Consider the following 25667-nt stretch of genomic DNA (forward strand, 5'->3'; position numbering starts at 1 on the left):
AAAAAATGAATATGAACATATTAAATGTATTAGAAGAGTGGGCTTTGTTGTATTCTGCTAAGAAAGAGCAAGTTAAAGACTTGATTCACATTTATAATATTGATAACCCAGGCTGGGGTGTTAAAATTGATTTAAAAGAAACTATTTTAGATGGGGCAAGTGTAGAATGGGAACGAATAGAAGGATCTAAAGATGGTTGGTCCACAGGAGACTGGCATGGAATTGCTGTAGTAGATGCTGTTTTTGATGGATTTGGAGGCCCTAAAAAGCTACGGTTGTTATTGAATCGCTTTAAGGACTTAGTAGAACAAAAAAAGAAAGAGTTAGGCTGGAATAGTTCTGAAGGCGGTGAAAAATGGCAAGAAGAGGATAACACTGACATATTAGCTTGGATAGAAGACTGGTTCAGCTTTCATTGTGACGGAGATTGGGAACATCAATACGGCTTTACTATAAAGACAATCGAAAGTGGCGGCTGGTCTGTGCAGATAGACCTAATAGAAACTCTTTTAGAGGATACCGAGATAGCCTGGCAATTAGTGAAAAAATCAGAAAATGATTGGTATGGGCTGGCTATCAAAGATAGTGTATTTACGGCTTCTGGAGATCTCCGAAAATTAAGTTTTTTATTGCATTCTTTTAAGGAGCTGGTAGAAGCTGCTGATGAAGATTTTGAGGAATAGGGGCCTCCCGCCTTCGGCGGGCGCTACGTTCGGCAGCTCGCTGTTCGCTCGGCCCTGCGCGGGCTTTGCCCGCTGGGTCTGGCCTTCGGCCACCCCTGCACATCGCTAGGCCAGTCGCTTCGCTCCTTTGCGGCGGCTTTGCCGCCTGCTATCCATCGCCTAGGGACAAGCCCCTAGGCTAATCCCATGGAGTCAGCCCTAAAGGGCCTCAACTGCTCATATAGTTGGCCTTGCTCATCTGTTTTTGCAGAGAAGGGCCATATCCAAAGGCCCTCGCAGAGGGCTGTCTAAAAAAGCTAGCCTAGGGGCTTGTCCCTAGGCAGCAAGAAGGGCAGACACAAAATTTTAAATACGCCCATTTATTAGTCCCTCAACTTTTTCTTGGGAGCTTTGAAAAAGGAGAGATAAAGAAAGCGGCTTTTAGCGGCTGGGTAGCTTTGGGCCTATGGGCTGAAGCTTAATGGGAATCTACAAGTAGAAAAAGCGAACAAGGACTTTAGTCCGTCAGTTCGCTCAGGTAATAACCCTGGGCTTCAGCCCAGGGCGGTAAGCATAGCAATTGTTTTTACCCCTGATTTTTTTGTGTGGACTTGTTTGGGGCCCATGGGCTAAAGCCCATGGTTGTGGGTCTATGCAAACTGGCGGGCTAAAGCCCTTGTTTGCTGATGGAGCCTAGTGGAACAGAAAATCCCCTCGAATGAGGGGATGACAATTTTTTCGATAGCCTAGGGCCTTGGCCCTAGGGGTATTATGAAATTTATGGGGGAGACAAAAACAAAATCAAACTACCGAAGAAAAAAACACCCTTGTTCAAGTTCAAAGCGGTAGAGGATTTTAATCCTCTCCGCACTATAGATGCAGAATGGGGTTGTTGTATGGCTGCTGGTTTCAACCTGCAGCCACAGCTAGCAGGCGGCGAAGCCGCCGCAAAGGAGCGAAGCGACTTGGCCTAGGGGCCTGCAAGGGGGCCGCGCAGCGGCAGACCCAGCCAGCTTGCTGGCGCAGGGCCGAGCAGACCTGCGAGCCCTGCAAGGGCCCGGCCGCCTTAGGCGGCAGGCCCCAAAAAAAAAGAAGAAGCGCATGGCCTATTTTATTCTATGGAAAAGGGGGGGGCTGGGCCAATAATATTTTAGATGTGATCTAAATTACCTAATAATTTTGCAGACTTGTTTAAAATTGAGTACTATTATATAGATATTTAGATACACAACTAAAAAAAGCCTAGATTATGCCAGAGAAGACCTATGAATCGTTTTATAATTGGAGTATAGATCAGCCGCAAGAATTTTGGAAAGCGCAAGCGCAGCGACTTGCTTGGCATAAGTTTCCGGAAAAGATATTGGATGAAAGTGGAGATTATCCGGAGTGGTTTGGGGATGGGGAGTTAAATCTTTCGGAGCTTTGTTTGGACAAGCACATTGCGGATGGATATGGGGAGGATACGGCCTTAATTTATGATTCGCCGGTGAGTCAGAGCAAGGCAAAGTACAGTTATAATGAATTGCGGGATTTGGTAGCGGCTTTTGCTGGTGGATTGCGGGAGTTGGGATTAGAGGCAGGAGATCGGGCGGTAATATACATGCCTATGATACCTCAGGCGGTGGTGGCTATGTTGGCCTGTGCTCGATTGGGGGTCACGCATTCGGTAGTATTTGGTGGATTTGCGGCACATGAGTTAGCGATACGGATAGACGACTGCAAGCCCAAGGTATTGATCACGGCTTCTGCGGGGATAGAGATCCAGAAAATCATTCCTTATAAAGTATTGGTAGATGCGGCCTTAGAGGAGGCGGAATTTCCGCCTGAGAAGGTGGTATTATATAACAGACGGTTGGGGGTAGAGCATCCGGAGCGGGATTATGACGTTGATTTTGAGGAATTGCTCAAGGCGGAGCCTGTAGGGGCGGTGATGCTGAAGTCTACGCATCCTTCTTACATTCTGTACACCTCGGGGACGACGGGAACGCCCAAGGGGGTGATTCGGGACACGGGGGGATATGCGACCGTCTTACATTTTAGTATGCAGCATATTTATGGCTTGAAGCCTGGGGAAGTATTTTGGGCGGCTAGTGACATTGGCTGGGTTGTGGGGCATAGTTATATTGTATATGGGCCATTATTGCATCGGAACACGACCGTATTATTTGAGGGCAAGCCGATTCGGACGCCAGATGCGCGGACCTTTTGGCGGGTCATAGAAGAATACAAAGTATCGGTGATGTTTACGGCGCCCACGGCTATACGGGCGATACGCAAAGAAGATCCGGGGGGGGAGTGGATCAAGAAGCATGATTTATCCTCTTTGCGGTTTCAGTTTTTGGCTGGAGAGCGATGTGATGCGGCCACATTGGATTGGTTGCGGGGGCAGTTGCAGAAGCCTGTTATAGATCATTGGTGGCAGACGGAATCTGGTTGGCCGATGTTGGCCAATATGGCGGGGCATGAATTGATGCCGATTAAGGCGGGTTCTGCGGGCCGTCCTGTTTGTGGTTTTGCCTTTGATATATTGGATGAGGAGGGGCAGGTGTTGCCAGCGAACGCCGAGGGATTATTGAGTATACGGACCCCCTTACCTCCGGGTTGTTTGATGGGGTTGTGGGAGAACCCAGAACGGTTTAAGAACAGTTATTTTAGTCAGTTTGCGGGTTACTACAGTACTGGAGATGGGGCATATATAGATGAAGAGGGCTACTACTTCATTACGGGGCGGGTAGATGACGTCATCAATGTGGCGGGTCATCGTTTGTCTACGGCAGAGATGGAAGAGGTATTGGCGGGGCATGCTGCGGTAGCGGAAGTGGCGGTCATTGGGCGGGCTTGCGAGCTCAAGGGGCAGCGGCCAATGGCCTTTGTCGTTTGGCAGCCTCAGGCGGGTCGTGCGGAATCGGTTTTGGAGAAAGAGTTGGTTCAGTTGGTTCGGGCCAAGATTGGGGCGGTAGCTTCTTTGAAAGAGATTTTGCCAGTAGAGCGTTTGCCCAAGACGCGGTCGGGTAAGACCTTACGTCGCTTGCTACGTGATTTAGTAGATCAGCGGCCCTATAAAATGCCATCTACAATAGATGATCCTGCGGTCATTCCAGAATTACAGGCCAAGATACAGGCCTATCGTTAGAGTATAAAAAGCCCCTTTCTAGGGGCTTTTTTTTTGGTCACGAAAATGCATGTTTTTCTAAAAAAAAATAGCATCTTAGTAGGTATTCCTAGAAGCAGCCAATTTTTAATAAGGAATAGCTATGGCAAAAGAAATACAGACAGAAGTAGGCTATCTACTTCAATTGGGGCCAAATATCGCCAAGGAAGTTTATTTAGTACCCGAGGTAAAGGATATTGATATGGTTAAGGGTCATGTTCAGAAGGGGCAGGAGATCTTTGGAGCAGGGGGGTATTGCTTGAGCGACATTCGCAAATTAAAGTCTATTAGCAGAGAGGTTAGAGAGTATTTGAAGGGGCATTCTACAGTCATTGCGGCGGCCATATTGGTGAATAGTGGTCTATCGATGATGGTGGGTAATTTATTTATAGATATCAGTCGGCCACCCTATTTGGCCAGAGTATTTCGGAAAGAATCGGCGGCATTAAAGTGGTTGGAAGAACAAGGGGGGATCTTGTATTCAGAGTAGGGTTCTAGCTTTGTATTCCTAGGAAAATGCTTAAACTTTAAGTAGAATCAATTTGTACTTATTTTAGCAGAAAGAAGCGCATAGATTTATGAAGAAGGAGGTAAATACAAGCTTAGCGAGAGTATGGGCCTTGAGTCCGAACTTGATGAAAGAAGTCTATTATAAAACAAAAGTCCATGATATGGAGCTAGTGCGGGAGCATATACGGCTTTGTCATGAGACTTTTGGGTTGGGAAAATATTATATTACGGATATTCGCTTGCTCAAGTCGGCTTCTAGAGAAGCCCGAGAGTACTTGCGGGATCATTCTGGGGCGGCGGCGGCGGCAATTATTGTCGGAGGTGGCTTGTCTAAGATGCTAGGAAATATGTATATGAGTTTTAGTAAGCCCCTTTATCCTAGTCGAATATTCCAGGATGAGAAAAAGGCCATAGCTTGGCTAGTGGAGCAGGGGGCGGAGGCGCCAAAAAAATAAAAATAGATGAAGACGACAACTACTCCTTTAGGCAAAGCAGAACAACTATCTGATGATCTTATAAAGGTGACTACCTTAGTAAAGAAAGGCAATGATGTAGAGCTTGTTCGGCAACATATAGGGTTGATCGAAGAGCATTTTGGAACTAATATTTACTATCTCTCTGATACGCGGGATGTACAGTATACTACTGTAGCCGTGCGTAAGTATTTGGCAAAAAACGTTAAAGCTCAAGCTGTAGCTGTACTCATAAAAAGTGGAACAGCGGCTATGTTGGCCAATTTATTTATTAGCTTTGGGAAGCCATTGTATCCAACTAAACTTTTTAAAGAGGAAGCAGCAGCCATTGCTTGGCTAGTAGAACAGGGGGCTAATGCGCCCCAAAAGTAAAATATATGAAGACAATAAGGACTCCTTTAGGGATAGTCGAGCAACTATCAGATAACCTTATTAGGGTAACAGCAATATTGAAGAAAGCAACAGATGTTGAGCTTATACAAAGGCATGTAGAGGAGATAGAAGAACATTTTGGAAAAGATCATTACTACCTCTCAGATACTCGTAGTCTTCTTTCTACTACCTTAGAAGTTCGTCAATATTTAGCCAATCAAAAAGAGGTTAAAGCAATTGCAATTTTAGTTAAAAATGGAACGACAGCCATGCTGGCCAATATGTTTGTTAGCTTTAGTCGGCCCTCATACCCAACTAAAGTCTTTAAGGATGAGACAAAAGCTATAGCTTGGTTGGTTAGTCAGGGGGCTAATGCGCCTAAAAAATAAAAGCTAATGAAAAGGGTCAGAACAAACTTAGCAGAGGTTATACAGTTGTCAAATAATATGATTAAGTCAACGGTTGTTGTTCCTTATGTTACAGAAGTAGAAGATATAAAAGAGCATACTCAAACGGTACATCAACATTTTGGAAAGAATATCTACTACCTATCCGATAGTCGTCAGCTAAAGTCTTCTAGTACCGCAGTAAGAAAATATCTGGCAGAGCATGGACAGGTGTCAGCGGCTGCAATTCTTGTAGGAAGTGCTTTAACCGCAATGATTGCCAATATATTTATCAGCTTTAATCGCCCCGCTTACCCCAATAAGATATTTAGCTCTGAAGCAGATGCTATGGCTTGGCTAGTAGAACAGGGAGCAGAGGCCCCAAAAAACTAGTTTTTTTAGTAGTTTTGTCTTAGAACAATACCTACTATGAATCAAACTATACTCAAGCTCTATCAAGAGCATTTTGGCGAGGCGGCCCAGCACATTCAAGCCCTGCCTCTTTCTGGCTCCGACCGAAAATACTATCGTCTTTCTTCGCCCAATGGCCAAGCGCTAGGGGTCGAAAACCCCGCAGAAGAAGAGAATTTAGCCTTTGTTTCTTTTACCCAAAGTTTTCTAGATCTGGCCCTGCCAGTCCCTAAACTTTTGGCCCAATCTCTAGACAAAAACTGCTATCTGATTGAAGATTTAGGCCCAAAAACGCTATTAGAAAAGCTAGAAGAAGCCCGCAAAAATGAGGAGGGACATTTCCCCGATCGCTTTTATAACTACTATGAAAATGCCCTGATTGCCTTGCTCGATATGCAGCTAGAGGGCCATAAGAAAATAGATTATCGCTTGGCCTATCCCAAGGCCGATTTTGATAAACAATCTATGCAATGGGACTGCCAGTCGTTTAAGTACTGGTATTTATTACCCGCCAAACTCCCCTTTGATGCCGAAGCTCTAGAGCAAGATTTTGATCGCCTAGTCGATTTTCTGGCCCAAGCTCCCGCCAACTATTTTATGTTCCGAGATTTTCAGGCCAGAAATATCATGATCAAAAATGAGCAGCCTTATTTTATTGATTATCAGGGAGGCCGCCGTGGCCCTTTGCAATACGATTTGGTTTCTCTGCTTTTTCAGGCCAAAGCGCAGCTCTCCAATAAGGACCGTCAACGCTTGCTGCAAGCCTATTTTAAGGCCCTCAAAAAGCGAGAACCCCATTGGAACCGCCAAGAGTTTGAACGCTATTACCTGGGCTTTGTACTCTTGCGCAGCTTGCAGGTTTTGGGCGCCTATGGCTTTAAGGGGCATTACCAAAAGAAAGGGCATTTTTTGGCCAGTATTCCCTTTGCACTCGAAAATATTCGCTGGCTGCTCAAACAAGATGTACTGCCTTTGCCCGAACTCAATCGCTTGCTTAAGGCCCTCATTCGGCAGCCAAAAGAGCAGCTGCCCAAGCCCCAAAAACAGGCGCTCCGCCTGCATATTTCTTCCTTTTCCTATAAAAGAGGCTTGCCCGAAGACCCCACGGGCGGACATGGAGCGGGCTTTATCTTCGATTGCCGTTTTATCCATAACCCAGGCCGATATGCGCCCTACAAAAAGAAAACGGGCCTAGATGAAGAGGTCAAACTCTTTTTGGTAGAAGATGGCGAAATTGAGCAGTTCTTAGCGCAGGTTTTTCCCATTATTGAGCGGGCCATACAAAAGTATTTGGACCGTGGACATTCCGACTTAGGAGTCCATTTTGGCTGCACGGGCGGCCAACATCGCTCGGTCTATTCTGCCGAGCGCTTGCAACAGTTTTTGCAAAGTCGTTTTGCAGCTCAGCTCAATATTCATTTGCAGCACCGAGAACGTCCTCATTGGCCAAAATAGACGGTTTGTTTTTAAGGTGTTTTGGGGCCTCCGCCTCGCTTCGCTCCTCGGCGCTACGTTTCAGGGCTCGCAGCTCTGCTCGGCCCTGCGCCAGCAAGCTGGCTGGGTCTGGCCTGACGGCCCCCCTTTCACATCGCTAGGCCTGCGGCGGCTTCGCCGCCTGTCCGCTGCAAATAGGACCAAAAAAGCCGCATACGCTCTGTTAGCGTATGCGGCTTTACATCATCTTCTCGCCAAGCAATTAGATTTTTTTAAAGAGCGTGAGGATATCGCCCACCTTATCTTTAAGATCCTTGCGTTCCACAATAAAATCGAGGAAGCCATTATGGAGAAGAGACTCTGCTCTTTGGAAACCTTCGGGCAATTCCTTTACCTTAATTGTTTCTTTGACAATACGGGGGCCAGCAAAGCCAATCAGGGCATTGGGTTCCGAGAAGTTAAAGTCGCCCAACATAGCAAAAGAAGCGGTAACGCCTCCGGTGGTGGGGTCAGTCATAAAAGAAAGGTAAGGCAGGCGGGCATCGGCTAATTGGGTAAGTTTGGCTGATACCTTGGCCATTTGCATAAGGGAGAAGGCTGATTCCATCATGCGGGCGCCACCAGACTTAGAGATAATCATGAAGGCGCAGCGGTGTTTGATACAGTAGTCAATTGCCTTGGCAATTTTTTCTCCGGTTACGGCGCCCATAGAACCTCCGATAAAAGAGAAATCCATAGCGGCAATAACCAGGTCATTTTTTTGGACCTTTCCTTTGGCTACGCTAAGGGCATCGACTAGGCCTGTTTTTTTGCGGGCGGCCTCTAGGCGTTCGCTATAGGGTTTAAGGTCTACAAAGTTGATAGAATCTACAGCGGCAATATTGTCAAATAATTCCTTGTATTTTCCATCATCAAAGAAGAGCTCAAAGTAGGCACCAGAGCCTAGGCGTTCATGATGATTACAGCTAGGGCAAACATAGAGATTTTCTCTAAGGTCTTTTACGGTAACCCGGTGTTGGCATTTTCCGCATTGGTGCCAAATACCTTCTGGGGCTTCTTTCTTTTCTCGGGTAGAGGTAGTAATACCTTTATTGTCTCTTTTAAACCAACTCATAGGCAATTCATTTTTCTTCGGTCGGGCCGATGGTTTTGGATGATCTGTGGTGCATCTTTGGGATGCAAAAGGAGAAGCCTTCCCCTAAACAACAGCTTGGGGGAAGGCTTATTTTATTTTTCTTTGGGGATAATCTTTGCGAAGAGGTCATATTCGGTAGCATCAGTAATTTCTACCCAGGCAAAGTCGCCAAGGCGAAGGTAGTCATTTTCTTGCATTTCGATAAGGACCTCATTATCTACTTCGGGAGAGTCGAACTCGCTACGGGCCACAAAGTAGCCTCCTTCTATGCGGTCTACCAGTACTTTGAGTTTTTGGCCAATTTTTTCTTGGTTCAGTTCAAAGGAGATGGCTTGTTGGGCCTGCATAAGGCGGTTGGCGCGTTCGGTTTTCACTTCAGGGCTAATATCGTCTTCTAGTTGGTGGGCCAGGGTGTTTTCTTCATGAGAGTATTGGAAAGCGCCCACTCTTTCGAAGCGCATTTCTTCGATAAAGGCGAGTAGGTCTTCAAACTCTTCTTCGGTCTCGCCAGGGAATCCAACCAGAAAAGTGGTACGTATGGCAATGCCGGGCACTCGGCGGCGGGCTTCTTCAATGACCTCTTTGGTTCCTTGGCGATCGATTTGGCGGCGCATTCTTTTGAGCACCTCTGTATTGATATGTTGCAGGGGCATATCCAGATAATTACAGACTTTGGGTAATTCTCGGATAGCGTCAAAAACATCGCTGGGAAACTTAGAGGGGTAGGCATAATGCAGGCGGATCCACTCTAGGCCATCAATATCATTGAGGGCTTGTAGGAGTTGGGCTAGGCGTCGTTCTTTATAGATATCAAGGCCATAGTAGGTCAGTTCTTGGGCGATCAGCATAATTTCCTTCACGCCATTTTTGACCAAGCCTTTTACCTCTTGGACCAAATCCTCGATAGGTTTAGAAATGTGTTTGCCACGCATGAGGGGGATCGCACAGAAAGAGCAAGTACGGTTACAGCCTTCCGAGATTTTGACATAGGCATAATGCGGGGGCGTCATGAGCATGCGTTCGCCTAATAGATCTTGGCGATAATCGGCCTCTAGTTTTTCGAGTAGGGCGGGTAGTTCGAGGGTACCAAAAAAGGCGTCTACTTCTGGGATTTCTCTTTGGAGGTCCTCTTTATAGCGTTCGGAGAGGCAGCCAGTTACGTATAGCTTTTCGATATTGCCCTCTGCTTTTTCGTCGGCATAGGCAAGGATAGCATTGATCGATTCCTCTTTGGCTTTATCGATAAAGCCGCAAGTATTGATAATAATAATATCTGAGTCATCTTCTTCGCTATCGTGGCTGACATCAAAATCATTGACGCGGAGTTGGTGCATAAGGATTTCGGAGTCGACCATATTTTTGGAGCAACCCATGGTGATCACATTGACCTTATCCTTTCCTATCTTTTTGGTTTTCATTCTCTTTCGTTCTAATTTTTGGCCCTAATTATAATTAGGCTAGGCGCAAAGATAAAGAAGTTGAACGAAAATTGCCTTTGTTGGCCAACTTTTAGGCATTTTTGCGGGGCTCTTTTTGGGGAACTTTAGTGGCTAGAAGTTTTTTTAAGGTTAGGGGATCGTATTTATTATTATGCATGGCTTTTATTTTTTGCGTTTTGCAGGCCCGCAGGCCTAGCGATGTGCAGGGGTGGCCTTTGGGCCAGACCGAGGCGCACAGCGCTGAAGGGCCGAGCAGAGCTGCGAGCCCCGAAACGACAACAAGCCCTTGGGGGCGCAGTTCGACGACCAGAGGGAGTAACCGCCGACGAGCATAGCGAGGCGGAGGCCCCAAAAGAAGATTATACATTTAATACCATATATATGCGATATTTATTAGGAAGTTGTTGCTTGTTTTGTCTTTTATTTGTGGCTTGTCAGTCTGATCAGCCGGCGGCGGTAGTGGATACCAGGGCTACTGTAGCGGGCTCAAGGGCGGCTGGGCCAGGTTTTCGCTTGCAGTCTTCTGGAGATACGGCTGCGTATGAGCAGGTTGTTTTGGCCAGAGAGGTAGAGCCCTTTGGGGAGGAGGCACAGGTGACGCAGATTCGTTTGAGTTATCCGAAGATTACGGATTTTAAGGCTACGGAAGTGAAAGACAGCATCAATGCGGTAATTTATGAGATTATGTTGCTCAATGATGCGGGGGAGATAGCGTATGATAATTTGCAGCAGCGATTGGATGCATTTATACGGGAGTATGAGATGGCCAAGGAGGAGATGAAAAAGCAGTTAGTTTTGCCTAATCGTTGGACCTGCGAGGTAGAGATCAAGGTCGTTTTGAACAGCAATCGGATTTTATCTTTGCAATTGCATGAGGCCAACTTTACGGGGGGGGCGCATCCGAACAGCTATACTCGTTACTTTAACTTTGACTTAAAAACGGCCAAGTTGTTGGCATTAGAAGACATCTTTGTAGCGGGTTATCAGCAAGAACTATTGCAGACCGCCGAGCGATATTTTCGGATGGCTCGGGAGATTCCGGCAGATAAGCCAATGGGAGAGACCGATTATGAGTTTCCTTCAGGCCGTTTTTTATTGCCCAGGAACTTTGCCTTGGGGGAAACGGGCATTGCTTTTTGCTTTAATCCTTATGACATTGCACCTTATTCTATGGGGACCATAGAATTTGAGTTGCCTTATCAGGCCATCTTGCCAATTTTAAAGCAAGAGGCTGTTTTATAGATGTTTTACATCATTTTTTTGCGCAAACTAGTTCATTTTGAATAGTTTGCGTTTTTTTATGACAAAGAACAAAGTAAATGTTTGACACTAAACAGAACCCTATATATGAACAATATGCTGGCAGTCTGCTACCATTGGCAGTTGCACAGCCAGCGCTATAAACAGCCAGAACATATATTGGAGGAACTTAAACTATCACTCTAAAATAATGGCCTAAACCCTTAAAAAGAGACAATTTCAGCGCAATTTTTCGCATGAAAAAAACTATCTTAACTTGAGATTATAAGGAAACTAGATGAAAATGGCCAAAACTTTCTATCAGTAGGCCATCAGAAGCCACTCCTTCATTAAAGATTTTCTCCATTTCCCCAATCCCAACATTATGCAACTTGAAAAAATCGGAGTAGCCGGCCCCACGCACTACTTCCAACGTCCCGATGGTATCATTTATACTGAAAGCTTTGAGTCCACTGTGGTGACCAAAGAGGTGTTTATCGCCAATTTTGAGTTTATTAAAAAGATTGCTTCTGAAAAGAAGGAACCCATCAAACTCCTCATCAATTTTACGCAGGCAAATAAGCTCGATAAAGAAGCCAAGGCCCTCATCAAAAGTAGTTATCCCAATGATAATTACGGGCAATATATAGAGGCCGTGGCCCTACTCACCAATAGCCGATTGTCTACTCTTATTGGCAATTTTATGGTCGGTATTAGCAAAAAAGGACCAAATAAATATCCCGTCAAAATATTTATGGCGGTCCCCAAGGCCGTTAAATGGCTAGACCAATTATAAAGGCAGTTATGAACTTGAAGGAACTTGGCCAAGTTGGCCCAACCATTTATTACCTCCGAAAAGACGGGGTTATACATACCGTAACCACCAACCCTCAACCCATTCAGCTTGATCTGATGATTGCTAACTTTGAGTTTATCAAGACTATCGCTATTGAAAGAAAACAAGCGTTGCGGATGCTCACGGACTTTAGCGGCAGCCAAAAAATGGGCAAAGCAGAAAGAGATTTTCTCAAAAGCGAACAAATGAAAAGTTATGCGCCCTATATCTTGGGCACGGCTTTGGTCACCCCCAATTTCCTCTCCCGAATGATCGGCAATTTTGTCATGAGCGTAGGCGCAAATAATCATAATGTAAAACTGTTTGGCCAAGAAGAACAAGCCGTACACTGGCTGCTCCAACTCCCCAGCAGAATCGTTTAAGCCAAATAAACTAAAAAAATAATGCGATTATAAAGTAGAGGTTTTGGGGCTGCCCCTTCGGCCCTCCGGGCCTGCGGGTCGGGCTGTGTCGCAGCTCGCAAGTCTGCTCGGCCCTGCAGGCCTTTTTGCTTCGCAAAAAAGGCCTTGGGTCTGCCGCCTTCAGCGGCCCTGCTATCCATCCCTCAGCCGAGGCGCTGCGCGCCTTTGGCGGGCGCTTCGCGCCCTTCGCAATTGGACCAAATATTTAGGTTTTGCAGGGCCAAAGGCCCGCAGGCCTAGGGATGGTAACTGGTGGCCGCAGGCCAGACCGAGCTTTTGAGCAGAGCGAAAAAGCGATGGGCCGAGCGAACAGCGAGCCAGTGCACAGCCCGGCCGCCGAAGGCGGCAGGCCCCAAAAGAAAAAGGCCCAAAACAGCAGTTCTGGACCTTTCCCCCAATAGCCATTAGCCATTAGATGACCTCTAGGGCTTTGCCCACTTTGGTAAAGGCGGCAATGGCTTTTTCTAGTTGCTCTTGGCTGTGCCCCGCCGACAATTGCACCCGAATGCGGGCTTTGTCTTTGGGCACCACGGGATAGAAAAACCCGATCACATAAATGCCTTCTTCTAGAAGTTGGCTGGCCATTTTTTGGGCCAAAACAGCATCATAAAGCATAATCGGCACAATAGGGTGGTCGCCAGGAATGATATCAAAGCCGGCCTTGCTCATTTCTTCACGGAAAAAGCGAGTATTTTCCTCTAGGCGGTCTCTCAATTCCGTAGATTCCATCAATAAATCGAGGGCCTTAATAGAAGCGCCAACGATAGAAGGAGCCACCGTATTAGAAAAGAGGTATGGGCGAGAGCGCTGGCGCAAAAGATCCACAATTTCTTTGCGAGCGGCGGTAAATCCACCAGAAGCACCACCCAAGGCCTTGCCCAAAGTGCCCGTAATGATATCTACACGGCCCATAACGTTGCGGTATTCATGGGTTCCACGGCCAGTTTTGCCCAAAAAGCCTGTAGAATGGCATTCGTCAATCATAACCATAGCGCCGTATTTATCGGCTAGGTCGCAAATTTTGTCTAGCTGCGCAATGGTGCCATCCATAGAAAAAGAGCCATCGGTAACAATCAGTTTGCGGCGGCAATTGGCGGCGGCCTGCAACTGCTTTTCTAGCTCCTCCATATTATTGTGTAGGTAGCGGAAACGCTGGGCCTTACAAAGGCGAATGCCATCAATAATAGAGGCGTGGTTGAGTTGATCGGAAATGATGGCGTCTTCCTTGCCCAAAAGGGGCTCAAAAAGGCCTCCGTTGGCATCAAAGGCAGCGGCATAGAGGATGCTATCTTCCGTGCCTAGAAATTCGGCAATTTTTTGCTCCAATTCGCGGTGAATATCTTGGGTGCCACAAATAAAACGAACCGAAGAAAGACCATAGCCCCGTTGATCGATAGCATCTTTAGCGGCCTGAATGAGCGCGGGATGCGAGGAAAGGCCAAGGTAGTTGTTGGCGCAGAAGTTGAGCACATCGCCAGCCTCTTGCGTATGGATTTGGGCAGCTTGCACACTATCAATAATCCGCTCGCTTTTCCAAAGGCCAGCCTCTTTAATGTCTTGGATTTCGGCTTCAAAGCCAGATTTTACATTATCGTACATAAATTTATAGGAATTGAGTCTCGTTATAATTCGGTTTCTTGCGCTTTTGCAGCTGTTCAATCATATCTTTGGTCATGCTGCTCAGGTCGTATTCTTCTTGCCAGCCCCAATCTTGGCGGGCTAGGCTATCATCAATATTCTCGATCCAAGAGTCGGCAATAGCTTGGCGAAAATCGGGGGTATAGCTAATACTAAAATCGGGAATATGCAATTGAATTTCGGCGGCAATTTCGGCGGGGGTAAAGCTCATGGCCTGTACATTATAGGCATAATGGATAGACAGTTGGTCTACTGGGGCCTCCATCAGTTCCAAAGTGGCCCGAATGGCATCGGGCATATACATCATAGGCAGTTTGCTATCGGCCCGCAAAAAGCAGTCGAAATGTTCGCCATTAACGGCCTTATGGAAAATATCCACGGCATAGTCGGTGGTTCCACCGCCGGGCATAGATTGATAGCTAATCAGGCCGGGGTAGCGAATCCCTCGCACATCGATTTGGAACTTATCAAAATAGTAATTGGCCAAATCTTCACCCACCTTCTTCGTAATGCCATACATCGTAGAAGGTTCAAGGGGGGGGAATTGCGGGGTATTCTGCTTGGGGGTGCGTCCGCCAAAAACCGCAATAGAGCTGGGGTGAAAAATTTTGCGAATCCCTGTATTTTGGGCCACTTGCAGCACATGGAGAAAGCCCTGCATATTTACATTCCAGGTGAGCATCGGGTTTTCTTCTCCCTTAGCAGAAAGCAGGGCGGCTAGGTGGTAAATCTGGCTCACCTTGTACTTTTCGACAATTTGGCCCATGCGTTTGGCATCTAGCACATTGAGTTGTTCAAAATGCCCAATAATCGTTTGTCGAGGAGCCTGTAAATCGGAGCAAATGACGTTGGCTATGCCATAAATTTGGCGTAGTTCTTCGGCCAGTACGCTTCCAATTTGGCCATTGGCTCCAGTAATTAAAATCACTTCTTTGCCCATAGTTGTTATATAGTAGCTGGTTTGAAATAATAAGGTTTTGGGGCGTTACTCCCTTCGGTCGTCGAACGGCGAACTAAAGTTCTTGTTGTCCTTGCGCAGCTTGCTGCTGTTTTGGGGCCTCCTGCCTGCGGCAGGCGCTACCTTGCACAGCTCGCAAGCCTGCTCGGCCCTGCGGCGGCTTTGCCGCCTGGGTCTGCGGCTGCGCCGCACTGCTCCACATCGCTAGGCCAAATGGCGCCCGGCTATCTGCCCAGGCTCTAAAAGCGCAAAATAGAGCTTGGGCTCAAATTATTGCTTTTTTAGCAAAGCTTAAAGCCTAAAAATCAAAGAATATTTTTTTGTTAAATGCCCTTTTTGAAGATATATATTTTTGTATATAGCTAAAAGGCAGTTGCTTAGGGCCTTATATAGAACAACTTATACTTTTAGGGGGTTAATTAGCGGGAAAGCCTTATCTTTGAGGGGAAAAACATCTTTACCTATATTTTACGCAAAAATATTATGCTAAATCTCATTTTATTTGGCCCTCCTGGCAGCGGAAAAGGCACCCAAGCTGCAAAATTGGTAGAACGCTATGGTCTTTTGCATATTTCTACGGGAGATCTCTTTCGCTCAGAAATTAAAAATGAAACGCCCTTAGGGCTAGAGGCCAAGTCTTATATTGATAGAGGCGCCTTGGTTCCAGATCAGGTGACCATTAACATGTTGGCCAAAAAAATGGGGGAGCATCCCGAGGCCAAAGGCGTTATCTTTGATGGCTTTCCTCGTACTGTAGCGCAAGCCGAAGTCCTAGATGAGTTGTTAACTCAAAAAGGTACAGCGGTAAGCCAACTCCTATCTTTAGAGGTAGAAGAGGCCGAAATTGTCAAACGTCTGCTTGCTAGAGGAAAAGAATCTGGCCGTAGCGATGACCAAAACGAAAGCATTATCCAAAACCGAATTGCTACCTATAAAGCACAAACTACTCCAGTAGCGGACTATTATGCGGGCCAAGAAAAAACCCAAAAAGTAGCCGGTATGGGGAGCATTGAAGAAATTTTTGAGCGTCTTTGCACTAAAATTGACGCTGTTTTGGTATAAAATCCAAAGTTTTTTGTTTTTTAGTAAACGGTTTAGCGCAAAGTTTTGCAACTTTGAACTAACAGGCAAGCCCCAGCAACAAACTGCGGGCTTGTCTGTTTTAGATTTTTGGGACGGAAGTGGTACTGCCTGCTGTTCCCATTCACTCATTTTATGAGTACTTTAGCAAAGCGTTTTTTGCTTCACCTCATTAAGAAGTATCATTTAACACCCATACCTTAAGATTTTTAAACTTATGTACTACCGCCTGTCCCTCTTGGCAGAAGACCGGATAGAAATGCCTGGCCCCTCACATTTTATTGACGCCAATGCAGCTGTCCTCCGATTATTCGAAACCGCAGAAGACAATGTTGTCTACGAGATGGTGGAAAAATATGTGCGCGATGCCTTCGACACAGAAGACTTTGAATTGCTGGTCCAAAATATTCAGACCTTTGCCAAACGCTCGGACCAAGACGAGTTTGAACGTTTGATGCAATTGCTCGCCGATGACCACTGGAAAACCATCCAGGAAAAGGGTTTCCAAGCCCTGCCCGCAGAAGCCACCGAAAATGCCTCAGGCTATTGGTATCTAACCAATATTATGGGCGGCGCTCGCCCCGATCGCGTTAAGCCCAAAGAGGCTTTGCGCATTCAGTTTGAAGTGGAAGGCAATGGGGAAGACCCATTATTTACCGCTGATGATACAGGCCGCTATGGCGACCTTTACCCCTTTGCTGTTCGAGCATTATTAGATGCTACTGCAGCAGAAGGCAAAATTGGCGATTACGAATTGGCAGGTCCTTTTGTGACTTATTTTGAAAAACTCAAGGAGTCAGAAAAAACAGCCTTGCCAAGCAATGAGCCCTTTGATTTTGGTAGTTTTGGAGATGACGCCTATGGTGTGGTCTTTGGCGCCCAACTGATTCAGGGACCAACTGATAATACCGAAGGTACAGAAACGGCTATTTATGAGTTGATTGTAGACCCTAACTGGTTAGCTGGCCCTCTTAAAAAGGAGTGCCAAACTTATGCTTTCTCTGAATTTGGAGAATAGTGAATAGGGGCTATTAGATAGACAAAAGCGCCTGAGCCGTTCAGCTCAGGCGCTTTCCTTTTTGGCCCAATGGCTTTATGCTAAAAAAAGTAAGGGCTTTTTAGTAGTTTTGCAGCAAGAAAATGGCCGGGCCCTTTTGGCCTAGCGATGTGTAGGGGGGCGGCGCAGCCGCAGACCAAGGCCGTCAGGCCGCAGGGCCGAGCGAGCAGCGAGCCCCGAAACGTAGCGCCGACGAGCGCAGCGAGGCGGAGGCCCCCAAAAAAAAGAAAATTAAAAAAGAACAATGGCAGATAGTCCAAACTTTATAGATCATGTAAAAATGCATTGCCGCTCAGGTGCTGGGGGCAATGGTTCTGTACACTTTTATCGGGATAAATTGACCTCTAAAGGAGGACCCGATGGTGGCGATGGTGGCCGTGGTGGCCATATTATTTTGAAGGGGAACAAGCAACTTTGGACCTTGTTGCCACTCAAGTATATGAAGCATGTGATTGCTTCGGCAGGGCAGCCCGGTAGCGGTAGCCGTTCTTCTGGCGCCAATGGAGAAGATATTATTTTAGAAGTGCCTTTGGGGACCATTGTCAAGGATGCCGAAACTGGCGAAATTGAGACGGAAATCACAGAAGATGGACAGATCTATATTTTGCTGGCTGGAGGGCATGGCGGAAAGGGCAACTGGCACTACCGCTCGGCTACCAACCAAACGCCGCAGTATGCCTCTCCAGCTGGAGAAGGTCGAGAATCTTGGAAAATTCTAGAGCTCAAGGTTTTGGCCGATGTAGGCTTGGTAGGCTTTCCGAATGCTGGAAAATCGACCCTTTTGTCGGTGCTTTCTGCAGCCAAACCCAAAATTGCCAACTATCCATTTACTACTTTGGTGCCCAACCTCGGGGTGGTCTCATATCGAGATAACCGCTCTTTTGTGATGGCTGATATTCCTGGAATTATTGAGGATGCACATAAAGGCAAGGGCATTGGCCACCGATTCTTGCGTCATATTGAGCGTAATGCGGTGCTGTTGTTTATGATCCCAGGCGATGCTGAAGACGTGAAGGAGGAGTATCGGATTTTGCTCAATGAACTCAAAAGCTATAATCCAGAATTGCTCGATAAGCCTCGCCTTTTGGCCATCTCTAAGTCTGATTTATTAGACGAGGAACTCAAAGAATGGATTTCTGCGGAATTGCCTGAAGATTTAGAAACGCTCTTTATTTCTTCCGTAGCCCAAAAAGGCCTGCAAGAACTAAAAGACAAGTTGTGGCAAATTATGAATATTAGTATTGAGGAGTAGTATGAAAAAATCACAGCTATACGGTTTGCTAGGAGGGTTTATTTCCTCTGCGGCCTTAGCCGTTTTGTATGTAACCGACAAAAATTATTTGTTGGAGGGCTACGAAAAGCTAAGTTGGTTGGTTATCTGGGCGGCTTGCTTTGTTGCGGTGGCCCAAGAGCGCTCGGCCAAAGAAGACCAATTTATTGGTTTTTATGAGGCCCTACGACCCGCTTTTCAAACCTTTGTCTATGCCTATGTGATCAAGACAATTTTTATTTACCTTCTTTTTGTGTACATAGATCCCGATTTGCTGGAGCTCTCTAAGCAAAAGGCAATAGAAATTTTTATTGAGCACAAACCCGCCGAAGAACCTCAAGAAATTTTTAATGGGCGACTAGAAGCCTATAAAAAAGAGTATTTTGGACCAAGGCTTTTTGATTTGGGCATTATGCTAGAAGTCATCCTGGGGTTTGTTCTCTCGGCAATTACGGCCTTTCTGATGCGCCGCGATCGCCCTGATTATTAAATGCTATGGAAACAATGACCAAAAATGTATTGAACTGGGGCCAAATTGCCAAACAAGCCGCCTATTTGGGCTCCCTAACTGGACTGGGCTATTTTGTTGGAATTACCCTCATGTATTGGGCCGGAATGGGCCTGGGCGACTGGATTAACTGGGTCTATAGAATTGCCGTAATTACCGCAATTATCTGGACCATCATGGCCCTGCGCCTGCGTTACCCCAGCGGCCTCTCTTTCCTAAAAGCCTATTCTGCTGGCCTAATGGCTTCCTCCGTTTTGGGCCTCTGGATGCTGATCTCCGCTTTTTTGTTTTATGGCCAAATTGCTCCCAATTATCTCCAAGAGTATGAGGCCTTCTACCAAAGAAACCGAGAAGTACAAATGTACCAAACCCAATACAAAAATATCAATGCCGAATTAGAGGAGGAGCAAACGAGCAGGGCGCTAACGACCCAAGATAGCCTGATTGTCCAAAAAGGCTTGGAAAAACATATGGAAGGTACCGCCTATTTCTTTACCGTTTCTGGCCAAGCCGTAATCAACCTAATTTATAGCCTCGTCTGGGGCCTACTCGTTAGCCTCCCCATCGCCTATATGTCGATGTCTAAAAAAGAATAGCCCTAAACTTAACGCTTATGCTATCTTCAAAGAAGGTCCAATATCCCTACCATCTCTCTATTGTGATCCCCCTCCTCAATGAGGAAGAATCACTGGCCGAATTGGCCTCCTGGATTCGTACGGTCCTGCAAGAACATAAATTGAGCTACGAAATTATCTTTATCGATGATGGAAGTAGCGATTCTTCCTGGTCGGTCATCCAACAACTGGCCCAAGAACAGGCCTGCATCCGAGGCCTGCGCTTCCGCCGAAATTATGGCAAATCCGCCGCCCTCAATACGGGCTTCCAATATGCCCAAGGCGAGGTGGTGGTTACTATGGACGCCGACCTACAAGATTCTCCCGACGAACTGCCCGAACTCTACAAAATGATCGTAGAAGATCGCTTCGATTTGGTCTCGGGCTGGAAGAAAAAACGCTACGACCCACTCTCCAAAACAATCCCAACCAAAATCTATAATGGGGTGACCCGCCTGATGAGCGGTATCCACCTCAATGATATGAATTGTGGCCTCAAAGCCTACCGAAATGATGTGGTCAAAACCGTAGAGGTCTATGGCGAAATGCACCGCTATATTCCCGTTATCGCCAAGGCTTCTGGATTCGATAAAATTGGCGAAAAAGTGGTCCGACATTACCCCCGAAAACATGGAGTGACCAAATTTGGCATGAACCGCTTTATTAACGGCCCCCTCGACCTGCTTTCCATCATCTTTATTAGCCGATTTAGCAAAAAACCTATGCACTTTTTTGGGACCATGGGCCTGCTTTCCTTCTTTATCGGCTTCCTCATTTTGGCCTATCTTAGCATCGTCAAGCTGCTCTATTCGGAATATGGCATGACCGACCGCCCCATTTTTTATCTGGGCATTCTCTCGGTTATCCTCGGTAGCCAACTCTTCCTCACAGGCTTTTTGGCCGAATTAGTCGCCCGCTCAGCCCCTAACCGAAACCAATACGCCATCTGGGAATACCTCCAAATTAAAAAGAAGAAAAAGGAGGACGATGATGATGATTAGGGGCCTCCGCTGCGGCTTCGCCTTGCGGCGCTACGCTTCAGGGCTCGCAGGTCTGCTCGGCCCTGCGGCCTGACGGCCTTGGTCTGCGGCTTCGCCGCCCCCTTGCACATCGCTAGGCCATTTGGACCAGCTCCGCACTTTAGTATAACCATAATCCCTACTTATTCAATTTATAAAATACAGATATATGCTTATTCAGGATATTTTCGCCCGCGAATTGCTCGATTCTAGAGGAAACCCTACTGTAGAGGTAGAGGTGGTTACAACCAACGGCATTGTGGGCCGTGCAATGGTTCCCTCCGGTGCTTCTACCGGTAAGCATGAAGCCGTTGAATTACGCGACCAAGACCCCGACCGCTATATGGGCAAGGGGGTGCAGCAGGCCTGCCAAAATATTAGAGGCCCAATTACAGAAGCCCTCCTCGGCTTCAATGTTTTTGAGCAAAAAGCCATTGACGAAATCTTGATCGCCCTAGACGGTACGCCCAACAAAAGCCGCCTAGGCGCCAATGCCATTTTAGGCGTTTCTTTGGCCGTGGCCCGCGCTGGCGCTCAAGAATCTGGCTTGCCGCTTTATCGCTATATCGGCGGCCTTGGCGCAGACCAAATGCCCGTTCCCATGATGAATATCCTCAATGGAGGTTCTCATGCCGATAACTCAATCGATATCCAAGAGTTTATGGTGATGCCCGTTGGCGCAACTAACTTTGCCGAAGCCCTACGCATGGGAACCGAGGTGTTCCACCAACTCAAAAAGGTCCTTAAGGCCAAAGGCCATTCTACTAATGTAGGCGATGAGGGTGGCTTTGCCCCCAACCTAGGCTCCAACGAAGAAGCTATCGAAATCGTCTTGGAGGCCATTTATGCCGCCGGCTACGAGCCCGGCCGCGATTTCTTTATCGCCCTAGATGCCGCCGCCTCTGAGTTCTATATTGAAGAAGAAGGCGTTTACCACTTCCACCAATCTACAGGACAAAAATTGACCACCGAAGAAATGGTCGATTTCTGGGCCGAATGGGTAGAAAAATATCCTATCGCCTCTATTGAAGATGGCCTCTTTGAAGATGATTGGGAGGGCTGGCAATTACTGACCGAACGCCTAGGCCATATGGTCCAATTGGTGGGCGACGATTTGTTTGTGACCAATACCGAACGCCTTGCTCGAGGAATTGTAGAAGGTTGCGCCAACTCGATCCTCATTAAGGTGAACCAAATTGGTACGCTTACCGAAACCCTAGACGCTATCCGCATGGCTCAACGCCAAGGCTATACCGCCGTAATTAGCCACCGCTCTGGAGAAACAGAAGATACCACTATTGCCGACTTGGCCGTAGCCCTAGCCACAGGCCAAATTAAAACCGGTTCGGCTTCTCGCTCAGACCGTGTCGCTAAATATAACCAACTGCTCCGCATTGAGGAGGAATTAGGCGAACAGGCCGATTATCTAGGCCGTGCTGCCCTGAAATTTTAACTGTAAAACAAATCGTTGTTTTAAAAGCCTCCACTAGGGGGCTTTTTTTATTAAATTGAAACAAATCGTTTGTTTTTGCGTAAAAAAGGGCTGTAGGTTTATTTCTTAATTACCAAAAATCAGCAGCCTATGCAGGAAGAAAAAGGGCGGGACGCGCTCCATCAGCGCTTTAAAGAGGTCTTTGCCCTCTTGGAGCAGAACGAGCAGATTGTGCGGCGACATCGGGAGAAAGGCTTTTCGGCTTTGGCCGAGCAGCTATTTGGCGACCGACGTTACGGCAGTCTGCTCAACCAGTTTTTGCAGGATAAGCGGCAAATTAGCTTTGAACAAGCGCAAAAGTTTGCCCAAATTTATGGCCTCAATGAGGCCTATTTACTGTTTGGAGAAGGGCCCATTTTTGAAAAGGCCCATGAACGCTCCCTAACGGGAAATGCCCAGTTTGTGGGGGGACAAAGAGGCAATATTCTATTCTCCAATATCGAAGCCCTGGCCTCTTCTGCCATTGATGTAGATTTGCGAGAGGAAAACCAATGGTTTTCTATTCCAGGCCTAAGGGGCCAAGATTATGTCGCCTTTTACATTAGTGGGAACTCTATGAGCCCTACTATTGCCGCTGGAGATATGGTGATTTGCCGCCCCATCGAAAGCTTTGAATACATTCAGGATAATGAGGTTTATGCCTTGGTCCTTCAAAATGCCGTACAGGTAAAAAGAGTGCAAAAAATTTATGAAAAGAGTCAGCTCAAGCAGCTCAAACTCATTTCAGACAACCATTTGGAGCATGACCCTTTTTATATCGATTTGTCTGAGCTGCGCAAACTACTCAAAGTAGAACGCAAACTCTCTAGCTTATAAGTTCGTCTCTAGCCTCCGCTTAGGAGGCTTTTTTGATAAAAATGCAAACTATTGAACTTATTTTAAGGGCCAAAGCTTTTAAAAAGAACTCATTTAAAACTAAGAATATGGCGTTTATTGTGCAAGCAGTAGAAGGAAAAGAAAATTTGCTACGTCTTTTATTAGAAAACTTGAATCTAGTGGCTAGCGTAGAGGAGCAAAATAAAGAAGATTGGGCAAAAGAATTGACGGCAGAACAGCTTGATTTATTGGTTAAAAGTCAAAAAGAATTGCTGCAGGGAGAGCAAGTCCATTCGGTAGATCTACGAGCAAGCTCTAAGGCTTTTTTCGAGGCCAAAAAAAAGCAAGCAAATGATTGATGTTATTTGGAGCTCAACCGCTAGAAATCAATATTTTGAGCAGCTGAATTATTTGTATGATCATTTTGGAGAATCAACGGCACTCAAGTTTCAGGAAAAGGTATTTAAAATTGAAGACCAATTAGCTACAGGCCTTGTAAAGTACCCAGCTTCTAAACAGCTGGGCTTAGAAAAGTGTGTTTTAGATAAATATAATGCGCTTATCTTTCAGCGAGATAAGGAGCAAATAAGAATTGTATTATTGATTAACAATCGTTCTGACTGGGACTATTAAGTTGCTCAATAGGTTTTAGCCTCCGCTTAGGAGGCTTTTTTTGTACCTTAAGGGAGCTTAAATAAAGAAATATGTGGTTTGAACAACTATTTGGCTTTGCCGAGCAAAACCCTGCCCAAACAAGGGCCAATTTTCGCCTAGATGGAGAGTATTTGGAGTCTCTAGTGAATGGAAAACGCTATGCTTGGGGCCGTTTAGCATGCCCTAGCTTGGCCGATTTACGAGCTCGGGCGCAGCCTTGCGCTAGCCCTGGCCCACTAAAGTTGTCTGAATTAGTGGGAGATGTACAGCAATTGCATATAAAAGAGGAAGCCGATGGCCTTTTTCAAGTGGCTTCTCAGTTTAATTTACTAGAAATGGCCCGCCCTAGTCTGCGGCCAGAAGATGGTATTGGCATTTATGAGTATGACCGTACGCAGGGCCCTGCTGCGGCTATTGCTTGTGGGGCGGGAACGGTTTACCGCAATTATTTTGTCCCTATTGGCCAGCAGTTGGGCCAATCCTCAGACTTGCAGCTCAATATGCTGGAGGAGCTGTTGGCAGCCCTAAATTGTGAAGATTATCAATATCAAAATGGCTATTTGTTTATGGAAAAGGCAAGCTTGCTCAAAATTAACGAGCAACTGGCCCAATTATCTGCTGCCGAAAAGGAGGCGCTTAAAGGAAAATTGAGAGTAGGGGTACAGTGGCGGGCGGAGGTTACTTTGAGCAGCGAAAAAAAGCGCCAAAGTCAGATTTATGCCTCGGCCTTGCCCATTGCCTACTCTGCTTTGGCCCAAGAAGATTGGCAGCCCTTGGCCCAACTAATTTTATCGGCTAGTTATGAGATGAGCTTTTATTTGGCCCTAGAAAATTGGCAAAAGCATGGAAATCCCCGTCTGTACCTGACCCTTTTGGGTGCAGGAGTTTTTGGAAACCCTTTGCCTTGGGTCTTAGCGGCTATTGCCGAGGCCAAAGCAAAATTTATCAACTGTCCGTTAGAGGTAAAAATGGTGAGTTATGGGCAGGCTGAGCCCGCTTTGCAATCGCTCTTTTAGGGCTTTTTTGTTTTTTTTATGGCCTAGCGATGTGCAGCAGTGGCCGTTAGGCCAGACCCAGCCGCTGAAAGCGGCGCAGGGCCGAGCAGACCTGCGAGCTGCGAAACGACAACAAGGCCTTTAGGCCGCAGTTCGATGACCGAAGGGAGTAACCGCCCGCCGCAGGCGGACAACAAGGCTGTAAGCCGCAGTTCGACGACTGTAAGGAGTAACGCCCCAAAAAAGAGAATTATCCTACCGGCGCCATAGTCACCATAGCTTCTAGGGTAGGCGAGGGGCTACCGCCTTTGGGCTCAATAGTGATGGCAAAAGCCTGTGGTTGCAGCACGGACTTCATGGGCAGGATGCTACCTTTTTTGGCTTCATTGGGCAAAACGCCCAAGTCTATAGGTTTGCCCTTGACGATCGCCCAAAGTTGATAAGATTGATTATTGGGAAGTTTGGGTAATTGGCCAGCCAGCAAATAAGTTTGTTGGGCCTGCGGGTTCCAGAAAATCGTAGCTCGTTTATCGGGATGGCCCTCTGTGCCGGGCAGTTCTAGGCGTTCTAGGGCGGGCTGACTGAGAATATGTCGTTCCTCCTCGCAGGCCAAAAGCAGTGCATTTAGGCTATCGATATTCTTTGTTAAGCCCAGTTGTTGATTTTTTTGTTCTTCCAATTGGCCCAGCAGTTCCTCATTATTGGTTTTTTGAGTAAAATACATACAAGCCGAAAGGCCAAGGCCCATAGACAGGCCCAAAGAGAGCAACCAGGGCAATTGCATCATCCAATGAAAGGGCGATGAGGGAGCGAGGCTGGTGGTATTTGCCTTAGGCCTGGGGGTTGGTTGTTGATCGACAGCCGGCGGTCCTTTTGGCGGCAATTGATTTAAAATTTGTTGTTTAAGTTCGGGAGGAGGAGGCGTGCTTTCGGCTGCGGCCAAAAGTTCTAGGCCTTCTTCTATGCTGTTTAGCTCTTGGCGAAGCTGCGGATATTCTGCTAAAAGCCCCTCTATTTCTAGATTCTCCTCTTCAGAAGTGAGGCCCAGTGCATACTCTTCCAGAATGCCAGATGCTATATATTTTTGGATATCCACG

General features: G+C 46.6%; 28 protein-coding genes. 23 read left to right on the plus strand and 5 right to left on the minus strand.

Annotated elements, in window-relative coordinates:
- Window positions 1-5: 5 nt before the first annotated feature.
- The 9 genes from SAPGRDRAFT_RS14715 (at window position 6) to SAPGRDRAFT_RS14755 (ending at window position 7420) form a co-directional block, all read left to right on the plus strand.
- A complete protein-coding gene (locus tag SAPGRDRAFT_RS14715; protein WP_253271337.1) occupies window positions 6-683 on the plus strand; it encodes an Imm53 family immunity protein in 678 nt (225 codons plus the stop codon).
- Window positions 684-1489: 806 nt separating this feature from the next.
- A complete protein-coding gene (locus tag SAPGRDRAFT_RS23145) occupies window positions 1490-1636 on the plus strand; it encodes a hypothetical protein (RefSeq protein WP_172635361.1) in 147 nt (48 codons plus the stop codon).
- Window positions 1637-1911: 275 nt separating this feature from the next.
- Window positions 1912-3795, plus strand: coding sequence for an AMP-binding protein (locus SAPGRDRAFT_RS14725; protein WP_002660039.1), 1884 nt, complete (start codon window positions 1912-1914; stop codon window positions 3793-3795).
- A 121-nt stretch (window positions 3796-3916) separates the two neighbouring features.
- Window positions 3917-4303: a DUF7793 family protein gene (locus SAPGRDRAFT_RS14730; RefSeq protein ID WP_002660040.1), complete on the plus strand. Its 387-nt coding sequence runs from the start codon at window positions 3917-3919 to the stop codon at window positions 4301-4303.
- Between the two features lie 88 nt (window positions 4304-4391).
- The gene (locus SAPGRDRAFT_RS14735) at window positions 4392-4778 is read left to right on the plus strand and encodes a DUF7793 family protein (RefSeq protein ID WP_002660041.1); all 387 of its coding nucleotides are present in this window, start codon (window positions 4392-4394) and stop codon (window positions 4776-4778) included.
- A gap of 6 nt (window positions 4779-4784) precedes the next feature.
- The gene (locus SAPGRDRAFT_RS14740) at window positions 4785-5168 is read left to right on the plus strand and encodes a DUF7793 family protein (RefSeq protein ID WP_002660042.1); all 384 of its coding nucleotides are present in this window, start codon (window positions 4785-4787) and stop codon (window positions 5166-5168) included.
- 5 nt (window positions 5169-5173) lie between these two features.
- On the plus strand, window positions 5174-5557 hold the full coding sequence (locus tag SAPGRDRAFT_RS14745) for a DUF7793 family protein (protein WP_002660043.1): 384 nt from the start codon (window positions 5174-5176) through the stop codon (window positions 5555-5557).
- 6 nt (window positions 5558-5563) lie between these two features.
- Entirely contained in the window at window positions 5564-5947 is a 384-nt protein-coding gene (locus SAPGRDRAFT_RS14750; RefSeq protein ID WP_002660044.1) for a DUF7793 family protein, read from the plus strand.
- A gap of 36 nt (window positions 5948-5983) precedes the next feature.
- Window positions 5984-7420 carry a RapZ C-terminal domain-containing protein gene (locus SAPGRDRAFT_RS14755; protein ID WP_002660045.1) on the plus strand — a complete coding sequence of 479 codons (1437 nt, stop codon included), beginning with the start codon at window positions 5984-5986 and terminating at the stop codon, window positions 7418-7420.
- A gap of 241 nt (window positions 7421-7661) precedes the next feature.
- Here the strand turns inward: SAPGRDRAFT_RS14755 and accD are convergent, their stop codons facing one another.
- Entirely contained in the window at window positions 7662-8513 is an 852-nt protein-coding gene (gene accD / locus SAPGRDRAFT_RS14760) for an acetyl-CoA carboxylase, carboxyltransferase subunit beta (RefSeq protein ID WP_002660046.1), read from the minus strand.
- Window positions 8514-8626: 113 nt separating this feature from the next.
- A complete protein-coding gene (gene rimO / locus SAPGRDRAFT_RS14765; RefSeq protein ID WP_002660047.1) occupies window positions 8627-9952 on the minus strand; it encodes a 30S ribosomal protein S12 methylthiotransferase RimO in 1326 nt (441 codons plus the stop codon).
- 402 nt (window positions 9953-10354) lie between these two features.
- Between rimO and SAPGRDRAFT_RS14770 the strand changes: the two genes are divergently transcribed.
- The 3 genes from SAPGRDRAFT_RS14770 to SAPGRDRAFT_RS14780 all read left to right on the plus strand — a co-directional run bounded on the left by SAPGRDRAFT_RS14770 (window position 10355) and on the right by SAPGRDRAFT_RS14780 (window position 12430).
- A complete protein-coding gene (locus SAPGRDRAFT_RS14770) occupies window positions 10355-11215 on the plus strand; it encodes a DUF3298 and DUF4163 domain-containing protein (protein WP_002660049.1) in 861 nt (286 codons plus the stop codon).
- Between the two features lie 382 nt (window positions 11216-11597).
- Window positions 11598-12008 carry a DUF7793 family protein gene (locus SAPGRDRAFT_RS14775; protein ID WP_002660051.1) on the plus strand — a complete coding sequence of 137 codons (411 nt, stop codon included), beginning with the start codon at window positions 11598-11600 and terminating at the stop codon, window positions 12006-12008.
- 8 nt (window positions 12009-12016) lie between these two features.
- Window positions 12017-12430, plus strand: a complete 414-nt coding sequence (locus SAPGRDRAFT_RS14780; protein WP_002660052.1) for a DUF7793 family protein — start codon at window positions 12017-12019, stop codon at window positions 12428-12430.
- 450 nt (window positions 12431-12880) lie between these two features.
- On the opposite strand, the gene kbl is transcribed toward SAPGRDRAFT_RS14780, so the two are convergent.
- Both kbl and SAPGRDRAFT_RS14795 read right to left on the minus strand, forming a co-directional pair.
- The gene (gene kbl, locus SAPGRDRAFT_RS14790; RefSeq protein ID WP_002660053.1) at window positions 12881-14068 is read right to left on the minus strand and encodes a glycine C-acetyltransferase; all 1188 of its coding nucleotides are present in this window, start codon (window positions 14066-14068) and stop codon (window positions 12881-12883) included.
- A 4-nt stretch (window positions 14069-14072) separates the two neighbouring features.
- A complete protein-coding gene (locus SAPGRDRAFT_RS14795) occupies window positions 14073-15047 on the minus strand; it encodes an NAD-dependent epimerase/dehydratase family protein (protein ID WP_002660054.1) in 975 nt (324 codons plus the stop codon).
- A 501-nt stretch (window positions 15048-15548) separates the two neighbouring features.
- On the opposite strand from SAPGRDRAFT_RS14795, the gene SAPGRDRAFT_RS14800 reads away from it, so the two are divergent.
- The 11 genes from SAPGRDRAFT_RS14800 (at window position 15549) to SAPGRDRAFT_RS14850 (ending at window position 24591) form a co-directional block, all read left to right on the plus strand.
- Complete coding sequence (locus tag SAPGRDRAFT_RS14800) at window positions 15549-16127, plus strand: adenylate kinase (RefSeq protein ID WP_002660055.1); 579 nt, start codon at window positions 15549-15551, stop codon at window positions 16125-16127.
- 235 nt (window positions 16128-16362) lie between these two features.
- A complete protein-coding gene (locus tag SAPGRDRAFT_RS14805; RefSeq protein WP_002660056.1) occupies window positions 16363-17163 on the plus strand; it encodes a hypothetical protein in 801 nt (266 codons plus the stop codon).
- A 283-nt stretch (window positions 17164-17446) separates the two neighbouring features.
- Window positions 17447-18454 (plus strand): GTPase ObgE, encoded by a 1008-nt coding sequence (obgE, locus tag SAPGRDRAFT_RS14810; protein ID WP_002660057.1) that lies wholly within the window; start codon window positions 17447-17449, stop codon window positions 18452-18454.
- 1 nt (window position 18455) lies between these two features.
- Window positions 18456-18962 (plus strand): DUF4199 domain-containing protein, encoded by a 507-nt coding sequence (locus SAPGRDRAFT_RS14815; RefSeq protein WP_002660058.1) that lies wholly within the window; start codon window positions 18456-18458, stop codon window positions 18960-18962.
- Between the two features lie 5 nt (window positions 18963-18967).
- Window positions 18968-19576 carry a DUF4199 domain-containing protein gene (locus SAPGRDRAFT_RS14820; RefSeq protein WP_253271338.1) on the plus strand — a complete coding sequence of 203 codons (609 nt, stop codon included), beginning with the start codon at window positions 18968-18970 and terminating at the stop codon, window positions 19574-19576.
- Window positions 19577-19593: 17 nt separating this feature from the next.
- A complete protein-coding gene (locus SAPGRDRAFT_RS14825; RefSeq protein ID WP_002660060.1) occupies window positions 19594-20595 on the plus strand; it encodes a glycosyltransferase family 2 protein in 1002 nt (333 codons plus the stop codon).
- A 187-nt stretch (window positions 20596-20782) separates the two neighbouring features.
- Complete coding sequence (gene eno / locus SAPGRDRAFT_RS14830; protein ID WP_002660061.1) at window positions 20783-22066, plus strand: phosphopyruvate hydratase; 1284 nt, start codon at window positions 20783-20785, stop codon at window positions 22064-22066.
- Between the two features lie 129 nt (window positions 22067-22195).
- Window positions 22196-22921 carry a S24 family peptidase gene (locus SAPGRDRAFT_RS14835; RefSeq protein ID WP_002660062.1) on the plus strand — a complete coding sequence of 242 codons (726 nt, stop codon included), beginning with the start codon at window positions 22196-22198 and terminating at the stop codon, window positions 22919-22921.
- A 41-nt stretch (window positions 22922-22962) separates the two neighbouring features.
- On the plus strand, window positions 22963-23280 hold the full coding sequence (locus tag SAPGRDRAFT_RS14840; protein WP_253271339.1) for a hypothetical protein: 318 nt from the start codon (window positions 22963-22965) through the stop codon (window positions 23278-23280).
- The gene (locus tag SAPGRDRAFT_RS14845; protein ID WP_002660064.1) at window positions 23273-23554 is read left to right on the plus strand and encodes a type II toxin-antitoxin system RelE/ParE family toxin; all 282 of its coding nucleotides are present in this window, start codon (window positions 23273-23275) and stop codon (window positions 23552-23554) included. Before SAPGRDRAFT_RS14840 ends, SAPGRDRAFT_RS14845 begins: the two co-directional genes overlap by 8 nt.
- Before the next feature lie 71 nt (window positions 23555-23625).
- Complete coding sequence (locus tag SAPGRDRAFT_RS14850; protein ID WP_002660065.1) at window positions 23626-24591, plus strand: hypothetical protein; 966 nt, start codon at window positions 23626-23628, stop codon at window positions 24589-24591.
- A 229-nt stretch (window positions 24592-24820) separates the two neighbouring features.
- Here the strand turns inward: SAPGRDRAFT_RS14850 and SAPGRDRAFT_RS14855 are convergent, their stop codons facing one another.
- Window positions 24821-25666 carry an anti-sigma factor gene (locus SAPGRDRAFT_RS14855; RefSeq protein ID WP_002660066.1) on the minus strand — a complete coding sequence of 282 codons (846 nt, stop codon included), beginning with the start codon at window positions 25664-25666 and terminating at the stop codon, window positions 24821-24823.
- Window position 25667: the final 1 nt, after the last annotated feature.

The sequence above is a fragment of the Saprospira grandis DSM 2844 genome, from assembly GCF_000275825.1.
Taxonomy (GTDB): Bacteria; Bacteroidota; Bacteroidia; order Chitinophagales; family Saprospiraceae; genus Saprospira; species Saprospira grandis_A.